This is a genomic window from Neisseria subflava (assembly GCF_024205705.1).
GTDB classification, from domain to species: Bacteria; Pseudomonadota; Gammaproteobacteria; order Burkholderiales; family Neisseriaceae; genus Neisseria; species Neisseria subflava_D.
In genome coordinates this window covers 890,183-913,333 of sequence record NZ_CP073115.1, presented here as the reverse complement: position 1 = coordinate 913,333, position 23,151 = coordinate 890,183, and the positions used below count along the sequence as shown (strand labels likewise).

General features: G+C 48.1%; 15 protein-coding genes and 3 pseudogenes. 15 read left to right on the top strand and 3 right to left on the bottom strand.

All coding sequences use genetic code 11. The features are described 5' to 3' along the window. Positions 1 to 21: 21 nt before the first annotated feature. Positions 22 to 1,527 (bottom strand): hypothetical protein, encoded by a 1,506-nt coding sequence (locus tag KCG54_RS04360; protein ID WP_254324770.1) that lies wholly within the window; start codon positions 1,525 to 1,527, stop codon positions 22 to 24. Between the two features lie 141 nt (positions 1,528 to 1,668). Here KCG54_RS04360 and KCG54_RS04355 point away from each other — a divergent pair, with 141 nt between their 5' ends. The 13 genes and pseudogenes from KCG54_RS04355 to KCG54_RS04295 all read left to right on the top strand — a co-directional run bounded on the left by KCG54_RS04355 (position 1,669) and on the right by KCG54_RS04295 (position 16,693). Further along, on the top strand, positions 1,669 to 2,046 hold the full coding sequence (locus KCG54_RS04355) for a hypothetical protein (RefSeq protein ID WP_016688279.1): 378 nt from the start codon (positions 1,669 to 1,671) through the stop codon (positions 2,044 to 2,046). A gap of 143 nt (positions 2,047 to 2,189) precedes the next feature. Then, the gene (thrC, locus tag KCG54_RS04350) at positions 2,190 to 3,599 is read left to right on the top strand and encodes a threonine synthase (protein WP_254324769.1); all 1,410 of its coding nucleotides are present in this window, start codon (positions 2,190 to 2,192) and stop codon (positions 3,597 to 3,599) included. A gap of 227 nt (positions 3,600 to 3,826) precedes the next feature. Further along, the gene (gene msbA, locus KCG54_RS04345; RefSeq protein ID WP_254324768.1) at positions 3,827 to 5,593 is read left to right on the top strand and encodes a lipid A export permease/ATP-binding protein MsbA; all 1,767 of its coding nucleotides are present in this window, start codon (positions 3,827 to 3,829) and stop codon (positions 5,591 to 5,593) included. Positions 5,594 to 5,678: 85 nt separating this feature from the next. Next, on the top strand, positions 5,679 to 6,455 hold the full coding sequence (locus tag KCG54_RS04340) for a ferredoxin--NADP reductase (RefSeq protein WP_049328975.1): 777 nt from the start codon (positions 5,679 to 5,681) through the stop codon (positions 6,453 to 6,455). Positions 6,456 to 6,526: 71 nt separating this feature from the next. Beyond that, a pseudogene (locus tag KCG54_RS04335) lies at positions 6,527 to 7,222 on the top strand (uroporphyrinogen-III synthase); the annotation flags it as partial. 156 nt (positions 7,223 to 7,378) lie between these two features. Continuing rightward, positions 7,379 to 8,649: pseudogene (locus tag KCG54_RS04330) on the top strand (uroporphyrinogen-III C-methyltransferase). Then, positions 8,646 to 9,869 (top strand): heme biosynthesis protein HemY, encoded by a 1,224-nt coding sequence (locus KCG54_RS04325; RefSeq protein ID WP_254324767.1) that lies wholly within the window; start codon positions 8,646 to 8,648, stop codon positions 9,867 to 9,869. Before KCG54_RS04330 ends, KCG54_RS04325 begins: the two are co-directional and overlap by 4 nt. A 135-nt stretch (positions 9,870 to 10,004) precedes the next feature. After that, positions 10,005 to 11,066 carry a uroporphyrinogen decarboxylase gene (gene hemE / locus KCG54_RS04320; protein ID WP_254324766.1) on the top strand — a complete coding sequence of 354 codons (1,062 nt, stop codon included), beginning with the start codon at positions 10,005 to 10,007 and terminating at the stop codon, positions 11,064 to 11,066. 144 nt (positions 11,067 to 11,210) lie between these two features. Beyond that, positions 11,211 to 12,702: pseudogene (gene cls / locus KCG54_RS04315) on the top strand (cardiolipin synthase). A 318-nt stretch (positions 12,703 to 13,020) separates the two neighbouring features. Next, entirely contained in the window at positions 13,021 to 15,117 is a 2,097-nt protein-coding gene (locus KCG54_RS04310) for a TonB-dependent receptor plug domain-containing protein (RefSeq protein ID WP_254324765.1), read from the top strand. Between the two features lie 465 nt (positions 15,118 to 15,582). Further along, entirely contained in the window at positions 15,583 to 15,777 is a 195-nt protein-coding gene (locus tag KCG54_RS04305; protein WP_003685761.1) for a YgaP family membrane protein, read from the top strand. A 12-nt stretch (positions 15,778 to 15,789) separates the two neighbouring features. Next, complete coding sequence (locus tag KCG54_RS04300) at positions 15,790 to 16,311, top strand: rhodanese-like domain-containing protein (RefSeq protein WP_254324764.1); 522 nt, start codon at positions 15,790 to 15,792, stop codon at positions 16,309 to 16,311. A gap of 79 nt (positions 16,312 to 16,390) precedes the next feature. Then, positions 16,391 to 16,693, top strand: coding sequence for an ArsR/SmtB family transcription factor (locus KCG54_RS04295; protein WP_063068694.1), 303 nt, complete (start codon positions 16,391 to 16,393; stop codon positions 16,691 to 16,693). A 91-nt stretch (positions 16,694 to 16,784) separates the two neighbouring features. On the opposite strand, the gene KCG54_RS04290 is transcribed toward KCG54_RS04295, so the two are convergent. Then, positions 16,785 to 17,123, bottom strand: coding sequence for a hypothetical protein (locus KCG54_RS04290; RefSeq protein ID WP_254324763.1), 339 nt, complete (start codon positions 17,121 to 17,123; stop codon positions 16,785 to 16,787). A gap of 418 nt (positions 17,124 to 17,541) precedes the next feature. Here KCG54_RS04290 and KCG54_RS04285 point away from each other — a divergent pair, with 418 nt between their 5' ends. Then, positions 17,542 to 17,799, top strand: coding sequence for a hypothetical protein (locus tag KCG54_RS04285; protein WP_254324762.1), 258 nt, complete (start codon positions 17,542 to 17,544; stop codon positions 17,797 to 17,799). Next, on the top strand, positions 17,796 to 19,553 hold the full coding sequence (locus KCG54_RS04280; RefSeq protein WP_254324761.1) for a transferrin-binding protein-like solute binding protein: 1,758 nt from the start codon (positions 17,796 to 17,798) through the stop codon (positions 19,551 to 19,553). Before KCG54_RS04285 ends, KCG54_RS04280 begins: the two co-directional genes overlap by 4 nt. Before the next feature lie 74 nt (positions 19,554 to 19,627). Here KCG54_RS04280 and mfd read toward each other — a convergent pair whose 3' ends face one another. Further along, complete coding sequence (gene mfd / locus KCG54_RS04275) at positions 19,628 to 23,032, bottom strand: transcription-repair coupling factor (RefSeq protein ID WP_254324760.1); 3,405 nt, start codon at positions 23,030 to 23,032, stop codon at positions 19,628 to 19,630. Positions 23,033 to 23,151: the final 119 nt, after the last annotated feature.

Genomic DNA, 23,151 nt, shown 5'->3' with positions numbered 1-23,151 from the left:
GACGGCATGGTTTGCCATAACTTACTGGCAGATTTTTTTGTCCGTGTATCCTATATCAGGATGACCATCCTTGTTTTTTGGCGAATCATGATTACAACTGCCGTAATGAATCTGGATTGACATATTTTTTGCATTGGATTGTATCGGCAGGATAGGTTGGACATTGAAATTATTCAAGCCGGCATTGGATTGGGCGTTAAGGTCATTTTTGAATCTAACGTCAGTATTAATATCAATTGCAGGATCGTCATGACCGGTATTGTCAGGATTCCCGTCGTCAATGCCATCAGTATTGGTACTGATATAGCTTTCCGGCATGATTTGCAAGGCTTTTCCGCTGATGACGATACATTCTTTACGTAATTGTTCTTTTTTTCTATTTCTTTCTTTTTGTTGTTCTTCTTCTTTTTTGGTGTCATCAACAGTTAGGATATTGTCAACAGTTGGCGGACAGAAAACTTTAGTATCGCCCAAATTCCATGCCATGTAGCCGAATAGGGCGTTATTACGTTGTTCAAAGTGCGGGGAACAGTCAATGTCTTTTTCTTTTTTTTCTGTTTCCGAAAGCGCAGAACATTTGAATTTTTGTTTTAATTTAAGCAAGTCATTTTTATCAATGCCGTTGGTTTCTTGAGAGCCGTTGTTTTGTTGGAAATTATTGTGTAGTAAATACCATGAGGAATTTGAGCGAAACTCAACATAATGTATAGGGTATAAAACTTTTGCTTTTTCGCTATAAAACATAAGGAAGAGAATGATTAATGCGTTAATAGGGATATAAGCGATAAAAAAAATTTTTTTAACTCCTTTACTAAATAAATAAGCTATATAAATGAATAAAAGCGCACTAACCAAAAAGACTACGAAGTTCGAAAATGAAAAAGATATTATATTCAAGAATATTAAAATTAAATATATTATTGCAAAAAGTACAATGATAATAGACCATCCTCCTAGTTTATATGATGGAATATCATTTTTAATACCTTCTGGATTTGCTAAACAAAATATAAAGTAAAGTAATGCATAAATTATAAGGAAAATTATTCCAAAAGAAATAGATATTGTTAATAAATTTGCTGCACTCGCTATTACATCAGGGAAAATACTTAACTGACCTATATTAAGAAGATAAGAATATATAGTAATTCCACCAATAAATATTCCATATACTGAAAAAATACCTAATAATTTGCTGATGATTTCCAAATAATCAGACAGTTTTATTTGCTCTTTTGGTTGCTCAAATGTATCAGCTTGTTTCATTTCTTCCTGTTTTGCAGCATCATCGTTTTTTGCGGCATTTTCTTCCGCCTTTTTTGAGTTTTTATTTTTTCTTGCGCATATCCATTCTGTAATCTTTGTAAATAATTTACATAAGCATGTCGATTCATCTTTATTCTCATTGTCTTTTGATTCAGGCTGTTTATTTTCAGCGGTATGCTCTGAATGCTCTTGAATGCCTTCGTCAGCTATTTTCTCTTGATTCTCTTTAGGGTTTTGCGTGTTTTCGTTTGAGTTAGCCATTGATCAATCCTCTATTTTCCCAAAAAAACGGATTATACCCGACTTTCCACAATCCCCCATCTCACACCGCTTACGGTATAATACGCGTTTGTTTAAAGACTTTGCGGGGCGTTTCAGACGACCTTGCGGCAAGGGATGGCTATGAATATGAAAAAGATGGTTGCCGTTGCTTCTGTGGCGGCGTTATTGGGCGGTTGCGCTTATGATTCTGACTCGGCGTTCGGCGGGTTGGGCGGCGGTACGGGGATTGGCGGCAGCGTGGTGAAAATGGCGGTCGATCATCAATGCCGTTCGGAGTTGAACAAGCGCAATGAGTGGCGTTTGGTCGCGCTGACGATGAGTGCGGACAAACAGCGCGAGTGGGAAGACAAAATCTGCGGCTGCGCGAGCGAGGAAGCACCGAATCAGGTGTCTGCACAAGAGTTAATGGATGTTTTGAATCCTTCTTCGCGCGATCGGGCGATTGCGTCGGTAACGGTGAAAACCGTCAATGCTTGTTTCAAGCGTTTGTATAGATAATGTTTTTCAGACGACCTCTGTGTATCGGGGTTGTCTGAAAGTTTATAGTGGCTTAAAGTCGGGATAGGGCGGCTTGCGGGATGGTTCGCAGGCGGGTTTCCTGTTTTGATCGGCAATATTTTTGTTTTTATAGAGAAGAAACCATGAAATATATCAGCACCCGCGGTGCAACCGCACGCAAGCAATTCAGCGAAGTTTTATTGATAGGTTTGGCTCCTGACGGCGGTTTGATGCTGCCTGAGCAATACCCTCAAATCGACCGTGCTACTTTAGACCAATGGCGCACACTCAGCTATCCAGAGCTGGCGTTTGAAGTCATGAGCCTGTTTGCCACCGACATCCCTGCTGATGATTTACGCGATATCATCAACCGCACCTACACCGAAGAAGTATTCGGGACCAAAGCCATCACTCCGGTGCGCACACTTTCAGACAGCATCAAAATCCAAGCCCTCTCCAACGGCCCGACTTTGGCATTCAAAGACATGGCCATGCAATTCTTGGGCAATGCGTTTGAATATGTATTGAACAAAGAAGGCAAAGAACTCAATATCTTAGGCGCCACCAGTGGTGACACCGGCTCTGCCGCCGAATATGCCCTGCGCGGTAAAAAAGGCATCAATGTCTTCATGCTGTCTCCGGAAGGCAAAATGAGCGCATTCCAACGCGCGCAAATGTTCAGCTTGCAAGATGCCAACATCCACAACATCGCCGTTGAAGGTATGTTTGACGACTGCCAAGACATCGTTAAAGCCGTACAAAACGATGCCGAATTCAAAGCCAAATACCATATCGGCACAGTCAACTCCATCAACTGGGGCCGCATCGTCGCCCAAGTCGTGTACTACTTTGCCGGTTATTTCAACGCCACTTCGAGCAATGACGAAAAAGTCAGCTTCTGCGTACCAAGCGGCAACTTCGGCAATGTCTGCGCCGGCCATATCGCCCGCCAAATGGGGCTGCCTATCCATCGCTTGATTGTTGCCACCAATGAAAACGACGTATTGGACGAATTTTTCAAAACCGGCACATACCGCCCGCGCAACAGCGAACACACCCACGTCACATCCAGCCCGTCTATGGATATTTCCAAAGCCTCCAACTTCGAGCGTTTTGTGTTTGACTTGATGGACCGTGATGCAGACGAAATCAAAACCTTATGGGCTGAAGTAGGCTCCGGCAAAGGTTTCAATTTGGAATTTGCCTTAAACAAAGTACATCAACAATATGGCTTTGTTTCCGGCAAATCGACCCATGCCAACCGCCTTGCCACCATCAAACAGGTTTACGAACAAGACCGTGAATTGATTGATCCGCATACTGCTGATGGCATCAAAGTAGCGCGTGAAGTACGCGAAGCCGGCGAAACCATTGTCTGCCTCGAAACCGCGTTGGCTGCCAAATTTGAAGCCACCATCCATGAAGCGGTCGGCGAAGTTGCCATCCCCCGTCCGGCCGCATTGGAAGGCTTGGAAAACCTGCCGCAACGTGTCCGTGTTGTCCCTAATAACGCAACGACAGTAAAAGACATCATTAAGGAAGCTTTGGCTTAACCGGCTGTCTTTGACGACTGAAGAGGCCGTCTGAAACTTTTTCGGACGGCCGCGACTAGTGTTTATGAAGTAGGCAGCGTTATTGCCAATCCAACCGCATTACAGTCGTTATCATATAAAATCAAGGCGTTAAAACAATACCAACTCCTTTTGACTTTCAATTGCAAACATTGTAATGACAGATATTTTCGTTTAGAATTGCATGTTTGCTCTAAATCTGGATTGATATGCAGACAACACAAGCCACATCCAACTGGGAGCTGTACAAGCGTTTGCTTGGATATTTAAAAAGCTATTGGAAGATGTTTATCGTCTCCGTAGTGGCCATGCTGATTGTCGCCGGTACGATGCCGGCTTTCGGTTACTTGCTCAAACCTTTGATTAATGAAGGTTTTGTCGATAAAAACATGAAAAGCATGTCATGGTTGCCGCTGGCAATTGTGGCGCTGTTTTTCATTCGCGGCCTGTTCAACTTCATTAACGAATATTGCACGACTTATCTGTCCAGCCACTTGGTGCAGCGCTTGCGCGGTGAAATGTTCAACAAAATGATGCACCTGCCGACTTCGTATTTCAGCAGCAATACCGGCGGCCGTTTGATGTCTCGTATCTTGAACGACGTCAATCAAATTACCGATGCAGGGTTTAACGTCATTACCGTGATTGCCAAAGACGGCGTGAGCGTAGTCGGCCTGTTGGGTTTGCTGACTTATCTAAACTGGCGTTTGACCCTGATTACTTTTATCATCTTACCGGTTGTTGCTGTATGTATCCAAACAGTCAGCAAACGCCTGCGCAAACTGTCTGCCAACAACCAAATTTATCTTGGCCAGCTGATGCAGGTCTTGGGCGAAAGCATTAATGGTGAACGCGTTGTAAAAATCTACGGCGGTCAAGATTATGAAAATCGCCGCTTCAACCGTATTGCCGACGATGTGCGCCGCAACCTGCTCAAACAAGTTTCCGCCAGCTCTGCCGGTACCGGCATTACGCAATTAATGGCCTCGGTTGCTCTGGCTGCGATTATTTACGCAGCCGCCCGCCAAGCAGGACTTTCCGGCTTCAGTGCAGGCGATTTTATGTCGTTTTTGTCCAGCATGATCATGATGTTTGACCCCATCAAACGCATGACCGGCGTGATGCAGTCCCTGCAACGCGGTTTGGCGGCGGCTGAAAGCGTCTTCACCTTTTTGGACCAACCCGAAGAAAGCAACGAAGGCAAACAAACCCTCAGCCCAAACCCTGGCGATATCGAATTTTGCAATGTTGTACACCGCTATCCTGAAGCCGAACGCAACAGCTTGAACCACATCAACCTGCTTGTACCGCAAGGCAAAGTGACTGCATTGGTCGGCGCATCAGGCTGCGGTAAAACCACCTTGGCCAATATGTTGCCGCGCTTCCTTAATCCGGATGAAGGCAAGGTTTTGATTGGCGGCGTCAACATCAATGAATATACACTCGAAAGCCTGCGCAGCCGCATGGCATTCGTCAGCCAAAACGTTGTCCTGTTTAATGGTACGATTGCTGAAAACATTGCCTATGCTCAAGCTGACAAATTCAATGAAGAAGAAATTATCAATGCTGCAAAAGCCGCGAATGCTTGGGAATTTATCCAAAAAATGCCACAAGGCCTGCACACTGAAGTTGGCGAAAACGGTTTAAAACTGTCCGGCGGCCAACGTCAACGCCTCGCCATTGCGCGTGCGCTTTTGAAAAATGCGCCGATTTTGATTTTGGACGAAGCCACCAGTGCACTGGATAATGAATCCGAACGTTTGGTACAAACCGCATTGGAAAACCTGATGCAAAACCGTACCACATTGGTGATTGCCCACCGACTTTCGACCATCGAAAAAGCCGACAATATTGTTGTCATGCACGAAGGCAATGTAGTCGAACAAGGTACTCATCATGAATTGATCAACGCAGGCGGACGCTATTCCGACCTGCACAGCCTCAGCGAAAAATCAGCCAAACCGGCAAGCAAGTAGCTGAACACCATATTCCATTCTTTTTATTAACCTTGGCCGCCCCGACCTATCCTTTTCAGACGGCCTTATCCGACAGGAAATATCAATGGCAGCATTCAACACCCAGAAAGTCTTGTCCGTACACCACTGGACCGACGCTTACTTCACTTTCACCTGCACCCGTGACGAATCTTTGCGCTTTGAAAACGGCCAGTTCGTCATGGTCGGCCTGATGGTAGACGGCAAACCACTGATGCGCGCATACAGCGTGGCTTCCGCCAACTGGGAAGAGCATCTGGAATTTTTCAGCATTAAAGTACAAGACGGCCCATTGACCAGCCGCCTGCAACACCTTAAAGTCGGCGACGATGTCCTTATCAGTAAAAAACCGACCGGTACATTGGTTGCCGGCGACCTGAATCCGGGCAAACACCTCTACCTCTTGAGCACCGGTACCGGTATCGCCCCTTTCTTGAGCATTACCAAAGACCCTGATGTTTACGAGCAATTCGAAAAAATCATCTTGGTTCACGGCGTACGCTACAAAAAAGACTTGGCATACTACGACCGCTTCACCAAAGAATTACCCGAACACGAATACTTGGGCGACTTGGTTAAAGAAAAACTGATTTACTACCCAATCGTTTCACGCGAAGAATATGTACACCAAGGCCGTCTGACCGATTTGATGCGCAGCGGCAAACTCTTCGAAGACATCGGCCTGCCTAAAATCAATCCGCAAGACGACCGCGCCATGCTGTGCGGCAGCCCTGCCATGTTGAAAGATACCTGCAACGTCTTGGACGAATTCGGCCTGACCGTTTCTCCGAAAACCGGCGTTCGCGGTGACTACCTGATTGAGCGCGCATTCGTCGATCAATAACGTACGTCAGCAACAGGCCGTCTGAAACCCTTCTTTCAGACGGCCTAAACCTTAATAATTTATCCTACATTATGCCTACTCTACTCATCATCCGTCCGTCCAACCGTCCACAGCAAGATATCCAAACCTGCCATGCAGCCGGTTGGCAGGCTCAGGTATTGAGTCCGATTGAAATAGAGGCAGACCGTTCGGCACTAAACAAACTTCCCGAACAATTCAAGCAAGCCGATGTGGTGTTTTGGGTCAGCCCGACCACTATTGAAACTGCAGTACCGTATCTGACCTTTTCAGACGGCCCTAAAGTACACATTACCGTCGGCCAAACCAGCCAACATACTTTGGCGCAATTCTCCCCCTATCCCGTATTCTCTCCTGAAGATGGCAACGACAGCGAAGCCGTCTTGAGAATGCCTATTTGGAAAAACCTGCCACCCAATGCCCGAGTTTTAATCATTCGAGGTCATGGCGGCCGTGATTTTCTAGCAGACAAACTGACCGAACTAGGTTTCCAAATCGACATCGCCGAAATCTATTTCAGACGGCCACACGCCATCGATTGGCAGAACTTTAAAACCGAAGACATCGCCGCCGCCTACGTCACATCCGGCGAACTCGCGCGCGAATTTTTCCATCAGATTCCGCCGCAATTTTCCCGATTCTTCGAATCCTTGCTATACTTTACCCATCATCCACGCATTGCCGATGCGCTTCGCATCGTCGGCGCCAAACATGTAGAAGCCGTCACTTCTTTATCCGCTGCACTTTCATCCATGCCACAAAGGAGCCAAGCAGTGAACCCAGTCGAAGACAATAAAGATACCCAACAAGTTGCCAATACGGCAGCTCCGGCGCCTGAACGTTCTGAAAACACCAGGCCGTCTGAACAAATCAAACCTACCCAACCTCAGCAAGTGGAGGCGAGTATGCCCGAGTCCAACAATCTCCCACAAAACAACGCCCCTGTTATCATCAAACAATCTGGCGGCAAAGCCTTGGCCGCAGGTGCAACCGTCTTGGCACTACTTGGCCTAGGCGCGAGCGGATTCTTGTTTGTACAGGGTCAAAATGTTTTAAAAAACCAAGAGCTCGAATTCAACCAAAAATCGACAAAGCCGCGTTGGGCGAATCTGAAAACGCCAGCCTTTTAAAAGACAACCTCAACCGCCAAACCGCTATTCAGGCCGAGTTAGACCGCCTGAACAACGGTCAAAAAAACAATAGTGATCAAATCCTGCAAACGCAGAAAGCTTATCAAGAGTTACTCAAAGGCCGTATCAACTGGCTGGTTGACGAAGCCGAATCCATGCTGAACACTGCTTCGCAACAATTGATGCTGTCAGGCAACCTACAAGGCGCGGTCAGCGTATTGGAACACATCGACAGTCGCTTAAGCCGTTTTGAACAGCCTGAACTTATCCCCGTCAAACAAGCCATCAGCAATGATTTGGCCGCACTGAAAAACCGTCCTTATGTCGATATTTCCGCTACAGCCTTGCGTATCGACCGTTTGGAAACCGGTATTTCAGGCCTGCCTTTGGTTTTGGACGGCGTATTGAAACCAGGTGCTGCGCCTGTCGAAGCCACTAATTCAGGAACTTGGTGGGAAAACACATGGGAAAAATCCCTCAATGCCCTCAAAGGCTTGGTTGAAGTCCGTCATCTGGACAGCAACGACGCCATGTTGATTTCGCCCGATCAAACCTACTTCATCCGTGAAAACCTGCGCCTGCGCCTTTTGGATGCGCGCATTGCCCTGTTGCAACACAACGGCGAAGTGTATCAAAGCGATTTGAACAACGTTGAAGCAACCGTGAAGCAATACTTCGACAGCAAATCCCCTGCTACCCAGTCATGGCTGAAAGAGTTGGCCGAACTCAAAGCCCTTGATGTCCGCATGATTTCAGACGACAGCCTGAAAGCCAGCTTGAGCGCCGTTCGCGCTTATCAAGAAGGTTCGCGTACACAAATGACAACCGAGGAAGCTGCACAAACCCAAGCTGCCGAGCAAACCGCTTCCGCTCCGGCTGAAGCTACCGATCAAGCCACGACTGCAGCACCGGCTGCCGCTTCCGCTCCTCAGTCTTTGGAAGCACCTGCTTTGCCGTCTGAAAACAAAAAAGAACCGGCCGCCGAAGCTGCCAAACCACAAAACCAAACCAAGCCTGCTGCCAAAATTAAAGGAGAGCAAGCATGAAAACCGTCGTTTGGATTGTCATTCTGTTTGCTGCCGCCGTCGGTTTAGCGTTGGCTTCCGGCATTTATACCGGCAACGTGTACGTCGTGGTTGAACAAACCATGCTGCGTATCAATCTGCATGCCTTTGTTTTAGGCCTGCTGTTGAGCGTATTCGTCTTGTATTTCCTGATTAAATTCGTGTTCGGCCTCTTGAACATTCCGGCGCGTATGCAACGCTTCGGCATCGCCCGCAAAGGCCGTCAGGCTTCCGCCTCTTTGAACAGCGCAGGTCTGGCATATTTTGAAGGTCGCTTTGAAAAAGCCGAACAAGAAGCCGCCAAAGTCTTGCAAAACAAAGAAGCAGGCGACAACCGTACCCTGGCTTTGATGTTGGGCGCGCACGCGGCCGACCAAATGGAAAACTTCGAATTACGCGACCGCTACCTGCACGAAATCGAATACCTGCCACAAAAACAACAGCTTTCCCGTCATCTTTTGCTGGCCGAATCTGCACTGAGCCGCCGCGATTATCCGACTGCCGCACAAAACCTTGAAGCCGCAGCAAAAATCAATAGCAACTTGAGCCGCCTGGTCCGCCTGCAGTTGCGTTATGCCTTTGATCATGGCGATGCTTCAGATGTCTTGGCAAAAGCAGAAAAACTGGTCAAAGCCGGCGCCATCAACGATTACGAAGCCGAACAGTATCAAAACTGGGCATATCGCCGCCTCTTAAGCGAAGTAACCGATGCAGGCCGTCTGAAAGCCTGTTTGAAACAGATTCCCGAAAGTGTGAAGTCTGGCGAATTGTGCGTCGCGATTGCCGAAAAATACGAGCGTTTGGGCTTATATGCCGAAGCGGTCAAATGGGTAAAAACCCATTATCCGCAAAACCGCCAGCCCGAGCTTTTGGAGGCATTTGTCGAATCCGTGCGCTTCCTAAGCGAGCGCGAGCAACAAAAAGCCATCGACTTGGCAGACTCTTGGCTGCAGGAGCAACCGGACAATGCGCTACTGTTGATGTATCTTGGCCAACTGGCTTACGGCCGCAAACTTTGGGGCAAAGCTCAAGGCTACCTCGAAGCCAGCATCGCCCTGCAACCCAGCGTATCCGCACATTTGGTTCTAGCGCGCGTGTTTGATGAAACCGACCAGCCACAAAAAGCGCAAGAACAACGCAATCTAGTTTTGGAAAGCGTGGCCGAAGAAGAACATCCGGCAGCCCTTCCTCAGCCAAATTGATGTACTGATTTCGCATTAAGCGACAATATGAAATCTACAACAGAACCAACCATTTAATCATTTCAGACGGCCTCAATACATATCTAAGGCCGTCTGAACTTTGTCCAACACACCAAATCAGAAAGCCTATTTATCATGACTGCTCTGAAAAACGATACTTTCCTCCGCGCCCTGCTCAAACAGCCTGTCGAATACACGCCCATTTGGATGATGCGCCAAGCCGGACGCTATCTGCCTGAATACAAAGCCACGCGCGCGCGCGCAGGCAGCTTTCTCGATTTGTGCAAAAACACCGAGCTGGCGACAGAAGTTACCATCCAGCCTTTAGACCGCTTCGATCTGGATGCGGCAATTCTGTTTTCCGACATTCTGACCGTACCCGACGCCATGGGTTTGGGTCTGTATTTTGCCGAAGGCGAAGGCCCGAAATTTGAACGCGCTTTGCAACACGAAGCCGACATTGCCAAACTGCAAGTTCCCGACATGGAAAAACTGCAATACGTCTTTGACGCGATAACTTCCATCCGTAAAGCACTGGACGGCCGAGTTCCGCTCATCGGCTTCTCCGGCAGCCCGTTCACACTCGCCTGCTACATGGTTGAAGGCGGCAGCAGCAAAGAATTCCGCACCATCAAAACCATGATGTATTCGCGCCCTGATTTGCTGCATAAAATCCTCGACACCAATGCCCAAGCCGTTACCGCTTATCTCAATGCCCAAATCGATGCCGGCGCACAAGCCGTACAAATTTTCGACACTTGGGGCGGCGTGTTGAGCGATGCCGCATTTAAAGAATTCAGCCTGAAATACATCCGTCAAATCGTAGCCGGACTCAAACGCGAAAGCGAAGGCCGCCGCGTGCCTGTTATCGTATTTGCCAAAGGCGGCGGCTTATGGCTGGAAAGCATGGCAGAAATCGGCGCAGACGCATTAGGCTTGGACTGGACCTGCAACATCGGCGAAGCCCGCCGTCGCGTCGGCGAACAAGTTGCCCTGCAAGGCAACTTCGACCCGTTTGCCCTTTTCGGTACGCCCGAATCTATCCGCACCGAAGTCGCACGCATTCTTGCTGACTACGGACACGGCAGCGGCCATGTATTCAACCTCGGCCACGGCATCAACCAACACGCCGACCCCGAACATGCCAAAATCTTGGTCGATACCGTACACGAATTGTCCCGTCAGTATCACCGTTAATGGAAGCAACGCAAAGGCCGTCTGAAAACAAAAAACACAATTATCGTGTAAATTTGTTTTCAGACGGTTTTTCTATATACTTAATATTTGAAGCTTGTCGGCCCAAACCTTCAAATTGAAAAACCCAACCACTCCCCACCTAATATGAATTTCTTAAAAGACATCACCTGGACCGAGATTTTTATCTTCGCCCACACCTGCGCCGCACTCGCCTGCATGCTGCGCGTGTTGTACAAACAAAAAAACATCGGCTCAACCTTTGCCTGGCTGATTATCCTCTTCCTTTTCCCCGTATTCGGAACCATCGCCTACATCCTCATCGGCGAGCCGCGTCTCGGTACGGCCCGCGCCAAACGTACCGGAGAAATGAACCGTTTCTACCGCAACTTTGCCGCCGCCCACCTTACCGATATGTATCTCGATATTGCCGACCAAGTGAAATCGCGTTACCACGGCATCAGTAAAGTTGCCGAAAAAGGAACGGGGCTGGGTGCAACCCGAGGCAACGCCATGAGCCTGCTCTCAACCACCGACACCATCATCGACAGTATGCTTGCCGACATACGCGGCGCAGCCCATTCCTGCCTGTTGGCCTTTTACATTATCGAGCCCAAAGGCCGCATCGAAGAAATTCTAAATGAAATCCTTGCCGCCAAAGCCAGAGGCGTAGACTGCGCCATACTGGCCGATGCCGTCGGCAGCAGGAGCTTTCTTGAAAGCGATTGGGTAGAGAAACTGCGCCAAGCAGGCGTAGAAGTACATACCTCATTACCTGTCGGCATCTGGCGTACATTATTCACACGCACCGACCTGCGCAACCACCGTAAACTCCTCGTCATCGACAGCAAAATCGGTTACACCGGCAGCTTCAACCTCGTCGATCCGCGCTACTTCAAACAAAACTCAGGCGTCGGCGAATGGATAGATGCCATGATGCGTTGCACAGGGCCTATGGTACTGGAACTGTCAGCCGTCTTCTTCGCCGACCTTGCCGTCGAAACCGATAAAAACCTCCAAAACGTACAAACATACCTCAACCAAGCAAAAACCTGCTGCCCCAAATCCTTCCCGAAAAAATGCAGCAAGGCAATATTGTTGCCCAAATCATTCCCTCCGCCCCGAGCAAAGCAGCTTCGTCATCTACGAAACTATCATCAGCGCCATCTATGCCGCTACCAAACAAATCACAATTACCACCCCCTACTTCGTCCCCGACGAGCCGCTTCTCATGGCATTAACCGTCGCCGCCAAACGCGGCGTCAAAGTAACCCTGATACTGCCTGCCAAAGTCGACTCACTGATGGTACGCTACGCCTCACGCGCCTACTACCCTATGCTGCTGGAAGCCGGCGTCAAAATCGCCATGTTTGAAGGTGGGCTTTTACATGCCAAAACCTTGACCATAGACGAAGACTACTCCCTCTTCGGTACGGTCAATATGGACATGCGCAGCTTCTTCCTCAACCTCGAAATCAGCCTCGCCATCTACGATCGCGATACCACCAAACAAATCTGCCACCTGCAACGCAGCTACCTTAAAAACAGCAGCTACATTGCCATCAAATCATGGCAACAACGCTCTAAACTCCGCGGCCTCGTGGAAAATGCCGTCCGCCTGATGAGCCCTTTACTGTAAAACATAAATATTTAGGCCGTCTGAAAAATACTTTTCAGACGGCCTTTTTAAATAAAACACTGATAGACAAAATTCTTTATTGACAGATATTCAAGCTATCTCATCTCTCCCTCTCAGAAAAAGTAAGACTTAACCCCTTTCTTAACCAAAGAATCTTTACTAAATTTAACTAAAATATAAACTAATTGATTTTTATAAAATCCTATTAATTTTAGACTGGAATAAAACAGAATATATTTATTAATATTCATTAAGAATTTGATAATCATTATTATAATAATTAGAATAAGCAGTCAATTTTTTTACTTAGGAAAAATCATGAATAAGGTCTCCTCTCCTGTATTCCGCCTTAGTATCATTACACTCGCATTATCAACAAGCTTCGCTCATGCCGAAAATTTGCAACCCGCAGAAACTGCCGAGCTGAATGAAATTAAGGTTACCGGTACTGCCGTACCGACTCGTGTAACCCGCAACCAGCTCGACCGCGAAATTTCGACCGATTTAAAACAAGTCATGAAAGACCAAATCGGTATGGATGTCGGTGGCGGCAACGGCGTAGCACAATTTTACAGCATCCGCGGCGTTGGTGAAGACAAAATTAACCTAGAAGTCGACAACACCAGCCAATCCACCAAAATCTTCCACCACCAAAGCCGCTTCCAGCTTGATCCTGCTTTGGTGAAAAGCATCAACGTCGAAAAAGGCACAGGCGCGGCAAGCGCGGGTTTGGGTGCGGTCGGCGGTACCATCCGCGTGACAACGGTTGACGCAAAAGACCTGCTGACCGACGGCAAACCTTTCGGTTTCAAACTGGGCGCAGGCTTGAGCAGCAATAAAGGCTCAACCGGCAACGCAGCGGTTTACGGCTATCAAAACGGCTTTGATGCCCTATTTGCAGGCAACTTCCTCAACAACCGTGACTACAAAGACGGCAACGGCAATGTCAACCTCGGCAGCCGTCTGAAACAGCACAGCTACCTCGCCAAACTCGGCTACGATTTCAACGACGACCACGGCATCCGCCTGACCTACCGTCAGGAATACCAAAAAGGCAACCGCACCGACAAAGCCGAGTTCCAAAACGTTGACAGCTACATCGGCGTGGATGGCACTTATCAAAAAGAGCAGACCTACAATCTGGAATACCGTGGCCGCAACGTCGGCTTTATCGACAAAATCGACGCCAATGTCTTCAAAATCAACACCGACGACACCAAACCGCCTAAAGGCGCTCCTTCTCCAAAAGCCCAAGCTTCCGGCACGGCGCAAGGCGGCGTTCCCATCGGTCAGCTTGAGCTAAGCAAAATCAAAGCAACCGGCGCGAATCTGAACCTCGCCAGCTCCTTCGGCGACGGACACATGGTGAAATACGGCGTCAACTACCGCCACGAAACCTCCGAGCCTTCCGACAAAGGCGCATGGCTGAAAATTCTCGGCCTGTATGACCGCGACAAAGAGAAAAAGGCTGAATACGGCGTGTACGCGGAAGGCATTTGGAACCTGCACCCCGTTACCCTGACCACCGGCCTGCGTTACGACCATTTCAAATACAACGCCGCCAGCAAACAAAGCGCGTCGCACGGTCAGCTCAACCCCAGTATCAGCGCGATTTGGGACATCAACGACAACTTCTCCCTCTTGGCAAACCTCAATCAGGCAAGCCGTGCGCCCCGCCTGAACGAAGCCCTGTTGGCTAACGAACGTGCAGGCGCTGCCGCCGATTTGGACAGCAACCTCAAAGCTGAAACCGCCCGCCGTGCCGAATTGGGCTTCAAATGGCGCAACGACAACTTCAACGTCAGCGGCAGCGTGTTCCACCAACGCATCAAAGACCTCATCGTCTATCGTTGGGCAAAAATCAACAACAACACCGCCTCCATCACCGAACGCGGCAAGATTTACAACGGCGGCACGCTCAAAACCTACGGCTATGAACTTGACGCATCCTATCGCTGGGGCGGCCTGACCGCGCGCGCCGGCGTGTCCTACGTCAAACCCCGTCTGAACGGCGAAATGTACTACGGCGAAAGCCCGATTCAAGCGGAAGACCACGAAAGCTCGTTCACCTTCTGGAATACCGGCCGCCAATGGCTGACCGGCCTGTCTTACCAGTTTGAAAATCCCAAACTCGAAATCGGCTGGCGCGGCCGCTACGCCCAAAGCGTGAAATACACCGACGTTGCCCGCGGACAAGGCACGATACACGGCAAGAAATCAGGCTACGGCGTACACGACATCTACGCCAACTGGCAGCCGCTGAAAAAAGACAACCTGAACGTCAACTTCGCCGTCAACAACATCGGCAACAAGCAATACCGTTCGCACAGCCAACGCTTCCCTGACGGCAACGGACGCGTGCCCTTCTACGAACGCGGCCGCGAGTTTGCCTTGGGCGTGAACTATCGTTTCTGATAATACGAACGACGTTATAAAGAAACCAAAAGGCCGTCTGAAATTCAATTTTCAGACGGCCTTTTATAATTCGTAGACAATTTGATTTTAAAGTATCTCCTCTCCCTTGCTAGTTACACAACGGATTATCCAGTCTTCAAATCTTCTCCATTGGGCTTCTTTTCCAAATCGGTCATGATTTGATTCCTTCTGAAAACTGACTACCAATTCTTCCAATATAAATAAAATATTATATAGATCATCTCCAGTGCCGTCTGAAAATATCAGGCTGTATTTTTACATTTAACCATACCGTTGGAGATTGATTCTATTTGTGCGTTTAAAAAATACAATGCAAATATTCATTACACTTTTACTGTAAACCATTTGACAAAGTCATCTTTAAAGCTATAATATTTCTCATATATGATTTTTATTATATGTGTTTATTTATAGACAATCCATTCTTAAACAAGGAGCAATAAAATGAAACGAAACTTGGGTACTTTGGATCGCGTAATCCGTATTGTTATCGGTGTAGCACTAATCGCTGCAGCCGCTACCGGACAAATTGGCTGGTGGGGTTGGCTGGGCATCATCCCCCTGGGTACAGCACTGATTGGCAACTGCGCGCTGTACAGTTTATTGGGCATCAACACCTGCCGCATCAACAAAAAATAACGAAGGCAAAACATGAGTACGGTCGGACAACTCCCGCGAATTACGCCTTCCGAAGCAATGGCAAAAATCCGTGAGGGCGCGTTGGCAGTCGATATCCGAAGCCAAGCCGAATATCGGGGCGGGCATATTGTCGGTGCATTATCCCTTCCGCCTGAACAGCAGCGAGACAAACTGCCCGATGATACAGCCCCATGCCTGATTTTTTATTGCCTGAGCGGTAAACGTACAACACGGGCAGAAACAATATTGTCAGCGCTTGGCCAAGGTCGAGAATGCTATATTCTAGAAGGCGGCTTACAAACATGGAAATCAGTAGGACTTCCTATTGTTGCCGACCGTGCCACACCGGATATCATGCGGCAGGTGCAAACCATTGCGGGCAGTTTGATTCTGTTGGGTGTGCTGGCAGGTTGGCTGGTATCGCCTTGGTTTTATCTGATAGACGTGATGGTCGGCGCAGGCCTATTAACGGCCGGACTAACCGGATTCTGCGGCATGGCTCGCCTGCTGGCCAAAATGCCATGGAACCATTAAGCAAAGGCCGTCTGAAAGTTGCTGCCGAGGACATTATGACTGATAATTCGACCTCCTCATTTGCCGAAAAGCGTGAAAAATGACCATTGCCGACAATCAACCGCCCTACGAAGAAGCCAGCGCTTTTCTCAAACTACTGGCCAATCCCAACCGCCTCGCCGTATTGTGCAAACTACATGAAAGGCCGCACAATGTAACTGAGTTGGCTGAATCATCCGGACTGCCGCAAGCGGCAATGTCCAGCCAATTAGCCCTACTACGTGAAGCCGGTTTGGTATCGTTTGAGGTAAACCATCGGGAACGGCAATATTACATTGCCGACCCGAGGGTAACCGAGATGATACAGTTGCTGTATTCCTTTTTCTGCGCAGAAAAATCTTGAAATGTTATCGAAATAGGATAGCCAAAAAATCTATCCATTTATAATTTTAAAGGTCGTCTGAATCTTTTTTCAGACGGCCTTTATTGTATTTTTAGTCTTGCCATATCATCTCGTGTTTAGAACCATAAGTAATCTTCTTGATATTGCTTTCAAGAGCAATTTCTTTATCTAATGTTCCTGAGTATTCCGAACCTGCTAATTTTTGAAATAAAGTAATATTCAGCTCATCGTTGCGGATAGTTGTTTTGATATCTGAAATACCCATTGCACTATTGCCTAATAAGCCAGTCAAATGAACCTGTCTATTATCCTTAGCTTCATTGACATTAATTTTAAAATTCCGAATATCTTCCAACTTAATTTCATCAGTAGAAAAGCAGCCGGACAATATCAAACCTGTAACACCCAGTATCATTGCCCTCATTTTCATAATAACTCCCTGTTCGATTTAGTAACCTTAGGTTTGATTTTCAACACCGACAGTTTCAGTATTTTCAGACGGCCTTTATTTTATACTGCTTCTGCTAAAAGCCCATGAGTGTACTTCACACCCACTACCTGCAATACACATTCCTTATTTATGGTGGTTTGAAGTAAAAACAGGATAATCCATTTTAGCCACCAGAATCTTCCTATTATCCATCGGCTCATTGCACAACCAATCGCTTAATATCATTAAACAACCCTTTAACCCTTTGTCGCATAAATCAAACACAAACCTTCATTAAACAAACCATACCGATAAAAACATAAAAAACAGTTTATTTTTATTACAATTATATCTATGATAATTGCTTTATGCCGTTTAATAAAACGCACTATAACCAATCAACAGAAAAGGGAACAATATGTCTGCAATCAACACTAAAATCAAAACCTTCATCTTAACTGCTATCAGCGCCGCAATCCTTTCAGCCTGTGGTGGAGGTGGCGGCGGTGGTAATGCAGCACTTTCTACCGGCTCAACCAATACCGCTGGTAGCGGCAGTCCCGAAAAAAATGGTGGTAAAAACAACAATAACAACATACCCCAAGTAATACTCATAACAACAATGAATCTCCCGTTGAAACCACCAACAATAAAGCCGACAAACTCGAAGAATTGACGGATGAAAAACCTATCTCTCCGTTGAATGCAGGCACTCCGTTATCTACCAGCTTCATTTCTTCGGCAAGCGCGCAACAAAGTAATCCAAACGTTCAGTTGCGCCGCAACAATGATACTAACAAACTGTTTTATACGGACAATCAAACAAATAATCAAAACGGTTTAGTTAGCTCTTTAGATTTTAAAGCTAATGATGAAGTTAAATTAGATGCAATCGTGTTGTATAACAAAACAGAAGAAGGCAACGCAACACAGGTTCAATTTACTACCACAGACTCCATCATTGCCAAAGCATTTTCAGGCGGTAAAACCAAGAGCGATGTCAGCGAACAAACGGGACAAGAACCGAATAATGAATTCAAAGTCGGACAATCCACGCTGGATAAAAAAATTGTTGGGCTATATACAAAGTCTGAAAACGCAAAAAGTGCTTTAGCCTCTGCCGAACGAAAACTGGCAAATGATACAAATGCTTTTGCCGAGGCACTGAAAAACAAAACCCAAGCAGAACGACAAGCCTCCAAGGCATATAACTCAATGCTGGGAACACTTGATCCTCATTCAACCGTCATCAAGAATGCAGCAGCTAAACTTGATCAAGCGGAAGCCGAATTCGAAGCTATAAAAAAAGATGTAACTGGAAAAGATGCAAACAAACTTATCACGGCACAAGAAAATGTTAAACAAGCAAAAAATGCCCTAGAGCAAGAAATTGCTGCTTCGAAGATGGAAACCGCACCTTTTGAAAAAGCAAAAAAAGAATTAGAAGAAGCAAAAGCCAACTTTAAAGCTGCCATAGAAAAGACGACAGGAGACAGTGTAGAAGAGTTAGAAAATGCCAATAAAGCCTTAAATACAGCACAAGATGAACTAGATAAACAAATCTCCGCTTTAACAAAAAATTTGAATAAAGAGGATTTGGCCAAATTCAAAGTGGCTAAAAATAATTGGGAAAATGCTGAGGAAAACCTACAATCTGCAAACCAAAATGTAATATCTGCAAAAGCAACGCGTACTTCTAGCAAAGACGCAAGAGATGCCGCTGAAAAAACTAAAAATACAGCTGCGAAAGCTTATGACGATGCAAGGCAAGTACGCCAAGATTTAACAGAATTAGCAGAAAACCATGCCAATCAGCTAGCATACATTGCTAAAGATAAGAATGGGACTGTATTTGACAAACGATTCGACGGCATCTACATCATCCGCTTTGCCAACGGCACACAAATCGTCATGCATGACCCTGCTGCGGCCGGCTGGACGTACCAAACTTTCGCCCATTATATCGATCCGAAGTCTGACGTTATTCACGGCTATCAAAGCTTGGGCGACGAAACTAAGTTTACGGCCCTTCCTGCCAACGGCACAGCAACTTACAATGGCTTGACCACAGCCTACGTTGTGAAAAACAACAACCAAAGCCGTCAACTGACTGCCGATGTTAAAGCTATTGTCGATTTTGGCTTGAAAGGCGTACGCTTTGAGACTGCTAATTCCCAATTCCATTCTCTCGACGCCAACGGCCGCCGTGTAACCAAAGCCGATGAGAAATACGACATGCAAGGTACGGCAAAATGGGAAAACGGTAACCTCTTCCTCGGCAAGGTCGAAGCTGCTTCAGCCGGTTTGAAAGGTAATTTGAGCGGTAAATTCTTCGGTCCGTCTGCCGCAGAAATCGGCGGTACATACGGTTTGAAAAAAGAAGACGGCAGCGAACACATGATTGGCGGTTACGGTGCAAAACGCCAATAACCATTGCTGAGTCTGCCCAAAGGCCGTCTGAAAACTTGACAACAGGTTTTCGGACGGCCTTTTTTCCTTCATACTTACTTAACCATCACCCTTTCTTTCAAAGTCTTCAATACGTTCTTCACTGTATTAATCCGCACTTCGATGTTTTCCATCTCTGCGGTAAATCGCAGCTTATCGGCTCCGGCAAGGCGATATTTTTTGTCGTTCTGAATCAGCAGAATGATTTCGGTTGGATCGACATTGTTGTTTTTTCCAAAGGTTACCGTTACCGCTTCGCTGGTCGCATCGATGGCGTCTATACCCAATTCTTTTGCCGCAAGCCGTAAGTGGTGGCTTTCGATGAGGGTTTTAACGGGTTGTTCGGGCAGGCCGAAGCGGTCGACGAGTTCTTCGTGTATGGCGTTAATTTGCTGAACGGTTTCGCAGACGGCGAGGCGTTTGTAGAGGACGAGCCGTTCGTGGATGTCGGGGCAGTAGTCTTCAGGCAGTAATGTCGGGCTGTGCAGTTTGATTTCGGTGGTAATGCCCAATGGCGCGTCAAGGTCGGGTTGGCGGCCTTTTTTGAGATCGCGCACGGCTTGTTTGAGCATTTCGGTGTAGAGTGTGAAGCCGACCTGTATCATTTCGCCGGATTGTCCTTCGCCAAGGATTTCGCCTGCGCCGCGGATTTCCAAATCCTGCATGGCGAGGGTGAAACCTGCGCCGAGTTCGTCTGCCGCCGCGATGGCATCGAGGCGTTTTTCTGCGTCTTTGGTGATGTATTCGGGCGTAAGCAGGTAGGCATAGGCTTGGTGGTGGCTGCGACCAACGCGCCCACGAAGTTGGTGCAGTTGCGCCAGTCCGAATTTGTCGGCGCGGTTGATGATGATGGTGTTGGCGTTGGGGATGTCGATGCCGGTTTCGATGATGGTGGAACAGAGCAACACGTTAAATCTTTGCTGCAAAAAGTCACGCATGACTTGCTCCAGCTCGCGCTCGCGCAGTTGTCCGTGCGCCACGCCGATGCGGGCTTCGGGCAACAGGGTTTCCAGCCGCTCACGCATATTTTCAATCGTATCCACTTCATTGTGCAAGAAAAATACCTGCCCGCCGCGTTTAAGTTCGCGCAATACGGCTTCGCGCACGCTGCCTTCGCTGAAGGGTTTGACAAAGGTTTTGACGGCGAGGCGACGGCTCGGTGCAGTGGTAATCAGCGAGAAGTCACGCAGACCTTCAAGCGCCATGCTGAGAGTGCGCGGAATCGGTGTGGCGGTCATGGTAAGGATATCGACATTGGCGCGCAGGCGTTTGAGCTGCTCTTTTTGGCGCACGCCGAAACGGTGTTCTTCGTCAATGATGACCAGCCCTAAGTTTTTGAATTTTACGTCATCCTGTACCAGCTTGTGCGTGCCGATAACGATATCGACCGTGCCGTCCGCCATGCCTTCCAGCGCGGCTTTGGTGGCTTTGCTGTTGTTAAAACGCGAAAGGCTGGCGACTTTTACGGGGAAATCGGCGAAGCGGTCGGCAAAATTTTGCGCGTGCTGCTCGACCAAAAGCGTGGTCGGGGCGAGTACGGCGACCTGTTTGCCGCCCATTACCGCCACAAACGCGGCGCGCAGGGCAACTTCGGTTTTGCCGAAGCCGACATCGCCGCACACAAGGCGGTCCATCGGCTTCGCCTGCGTCAAATCTTTAATCACGGCGGCGATGGCGGCGGCTTGGTCTTCGGTTTCTTCATAGCCGAAACCATCGGCAAACGACTGATAGTCCATCTCGTTGATTTCAAACTTGTGTCCCGATTGAGCGGCGCGTTGGGCGTAGAGGTTGAGCAACTCGGCGGCGGTATCGCGCGCTTTTTCGGCGGCTTTGCGCTTCGCCTTGTTCCACGCGCCGCTGCCGAGTTTGTGCAGGGCGACGTTTTCATGCGCCTGACCGGAGTAGCGGCTGATTAAATGCAGCTGCGAAACAGGCACATAAAGCTGTGCTTCGCCCGCGTATTCGAGCAACATCATTTCGTTGGTTTCGTCGCCCAAGTCCATTGTGACCAAACCCATATATCGGCCGATGCCGTGTTCTTCGTGCACAACAGGATCGCCGATATTGATTTCGGCAAGGTCGCGCAACAGGCCGTCTGAAACGGCAGCGTGTTTCTTACGATGATGTTTGCGCGAGCGGGCAACATATTGATAAAGATCGGATTCGGTAATGACCGCGATGTTTTGATCTTCTAATTTAAACCCGTAAGCCAACGGCGCCACTGTAATCATCAGCGGCTCATGCGCCGACAAAAAGCCTTGCCAGTCGGACACAGGTTTGGCTTTCAAACCGTTTTGCTGTAAGAAGCCGAGCATGGTTTCGCGCCGTCCCAGACTTTCGGCGCACAACAAAATCCGTCCGTCAAAGGCCGTCTGAAAATCCTTCAACGCCTGCAACGGTTCATCTGCTTGGCGGTTGACGGCCACGTTTGGCAACGTATGTTCATCACCAAAAATATCCGGCAATACCTGACCATAATTTTTCAGACGGCCTGCAAAGACATCGGCAGAGAGATACAAATGCTGTGGAAGCAAAGGCGGATAAGTTTCATCGCCCTGCGCCATGGCATAACGCGATTTAACGTCGCTCCAAAAACGGTTTGCCTCGGCATGAACATCGCCCAAAGAGACAAACAGCGCATCTTTGCCGATATAGTCAAACAGCGTTTCCAGCTCGTTTTCAAAAAATAGCGGCAGATAATATTCCACACCCGCACCGAAATGGCCGTTGCTGACGGCTTTGTACACAGCAGCATCGTTCGGATTGCCATCGACTTCCTCGCGGAAGCGGCTGCGGAAAATCTTTTGCGCCTCGCTGTCGGTGGGGAACTCGTGTGCCGGCAGCAGGCGGATTTCGGAAACGGGGGAAATGGTGCGTTGCGTTTCAGTGTCAAAGGTTTTGATGCTGTCGATTTCATCGTCGAACAAATCGATGCGGTATGGCATTTCGCTGCCCATCGGGAACAAATCGACAATGCCGCCGCGCACGGCAAACTCGCCTGCCGCGACAACATGGGAAACATGGTTATAACCTGCATCCACCAAATCACTTTTCAGACGGCCTATATCCAAAGTCTGCCCCGTTTTCAGCCAAAACGTGCGCCCTGCCAGAAACGGCACAGGCGGCAGCTTCTGCATCGCCGTGGCAACCGGCACAAACAACACGTCCGCCGCGCCGCTCTTAATCTGCCATAAAGCCGAGAGCCGCTCCGATACCAAATCCTGATGCGGTGAAAAACGCTCGTAAGGCAGCGTTTCCCAGTCCGGCAGGAACACCGCCGTATCGTGCGGACGGAAAAACAGCCAGGCCGTCTGAAGGCGTAGCGCCTGTTCCGCATCTTGGGTCAAGACAACCTTGAGCTGCTTATGCGGCAGATAACGCGCCAAAGCCAAGGGCAGCGAGCCTTGCGAAAGATTGAGCCAACGGGATTTTTCACGGGGTTTGGGAATCGGATAGGTCATGACAAAACAGTTTGTAATAAGTAAATACAAGCACCATAGGCCGTCTGAAAAATTTTCAGACGGCCTTTAGCGATCAAATCAATTTTCAATTTTACTGGATACAGGTTTAAAAGAATATA

Bases quoted from the DNA above. Each gene is read 5' to 3' on its own strand.
- KCG54_RS04360 (WP_254324770.1), bottom strand. From the start codon at position 1,527: ATGGCTAACTCAAACGAAAACACGCAAAACCCTAAAGAGAATCAAGAG.
- KCG54_RS04355 (WP_016688279.1), top strand. From the start codon at position 1,669: ATGAATATGAAAAAGATGGTTGCCGTTGCTTCTGTGGCGGCGTTATTG.
- thrC (WP_254324769.1), top strand. From the start codon at position 2,190: ATGAAATATATCAGCACCCGCGGTGCAACCGCACGCAAGCAATTCAGC.
- msbA (WP_254324768.1), top strand. From the start codon at position 3,827: ATGCAGACAACACAAGCCACATCCAACTGGGAGCTGTACAAGCGTTTG.
- KCG54_RS04340 (WP_049328975.1), top strand. From the start codon at position 5,679: ATGGCAGCATTCAACACCCAGAAAGTCTTGTCCGTACACCACTGGACC.
- KCG54_RS04325 (WP_254324767.1), top strand. From the start codon at position 8,646: ATGAAAACCGTCGTTTGGATTGTCATTCTGTTTGCTGCCGCCGTCGGT.
- hemE (WP_254324766.1), top strand. From the start codon at position 10,005: ATGACTGCTCTGAAAAACGATACTTTCCTCCGCGCCCTGCTCAAACAG.
- KCG54_RS04310 (WP_254324765.1), top strand. From the start codon at position 13,021: ATGAATAAGGTCTCCTCTCCTGTATTCCGCCTTAGTATCATTACACTC.
- KCG54_RS04305 (WP_003685761.1), top strand. From the start codon at position 15,583: ATGAAACGAAACTTGGGTACTTTGGATCGCGTAATCCGTATTGTTATC.
- KCG54_RS04300 (WP_254324764.1), top strand. From the start codon at position 15,790: ATGAGTACGGTCGGACAACTCCCGCGAATTACGCCTTCCGAAGCAATG.
- KCG54_RS04295 (WP_063068694.1), top strand. From the start codon at position 16,391: ATGACCATTGCCGACAATCAACCGCCCTACGAAGAAGCCAGCGCTTTT.
- KCG54_RS04290 (WP_254324763.1), bottom strand. From the start codon at position 17,123: ATGAAAATGAGGGCAATGATACTGGGTGTTACAGGTTTGATATTGTCC.
- KCG54_RS04285 (WP_254324762.1), top strand. From the start codon at position 17,542: ATGTCTGCAATCAACACTAAAATCAAAACCTTCATCTTAACTGCTATC.
- mfd (WP_254324760.1), bottom strand. From the start codon at position 23,032: ATGACCTATCCGATTCCCAAACCCCGTGAAAAATCCCGTTGGCTCAAT.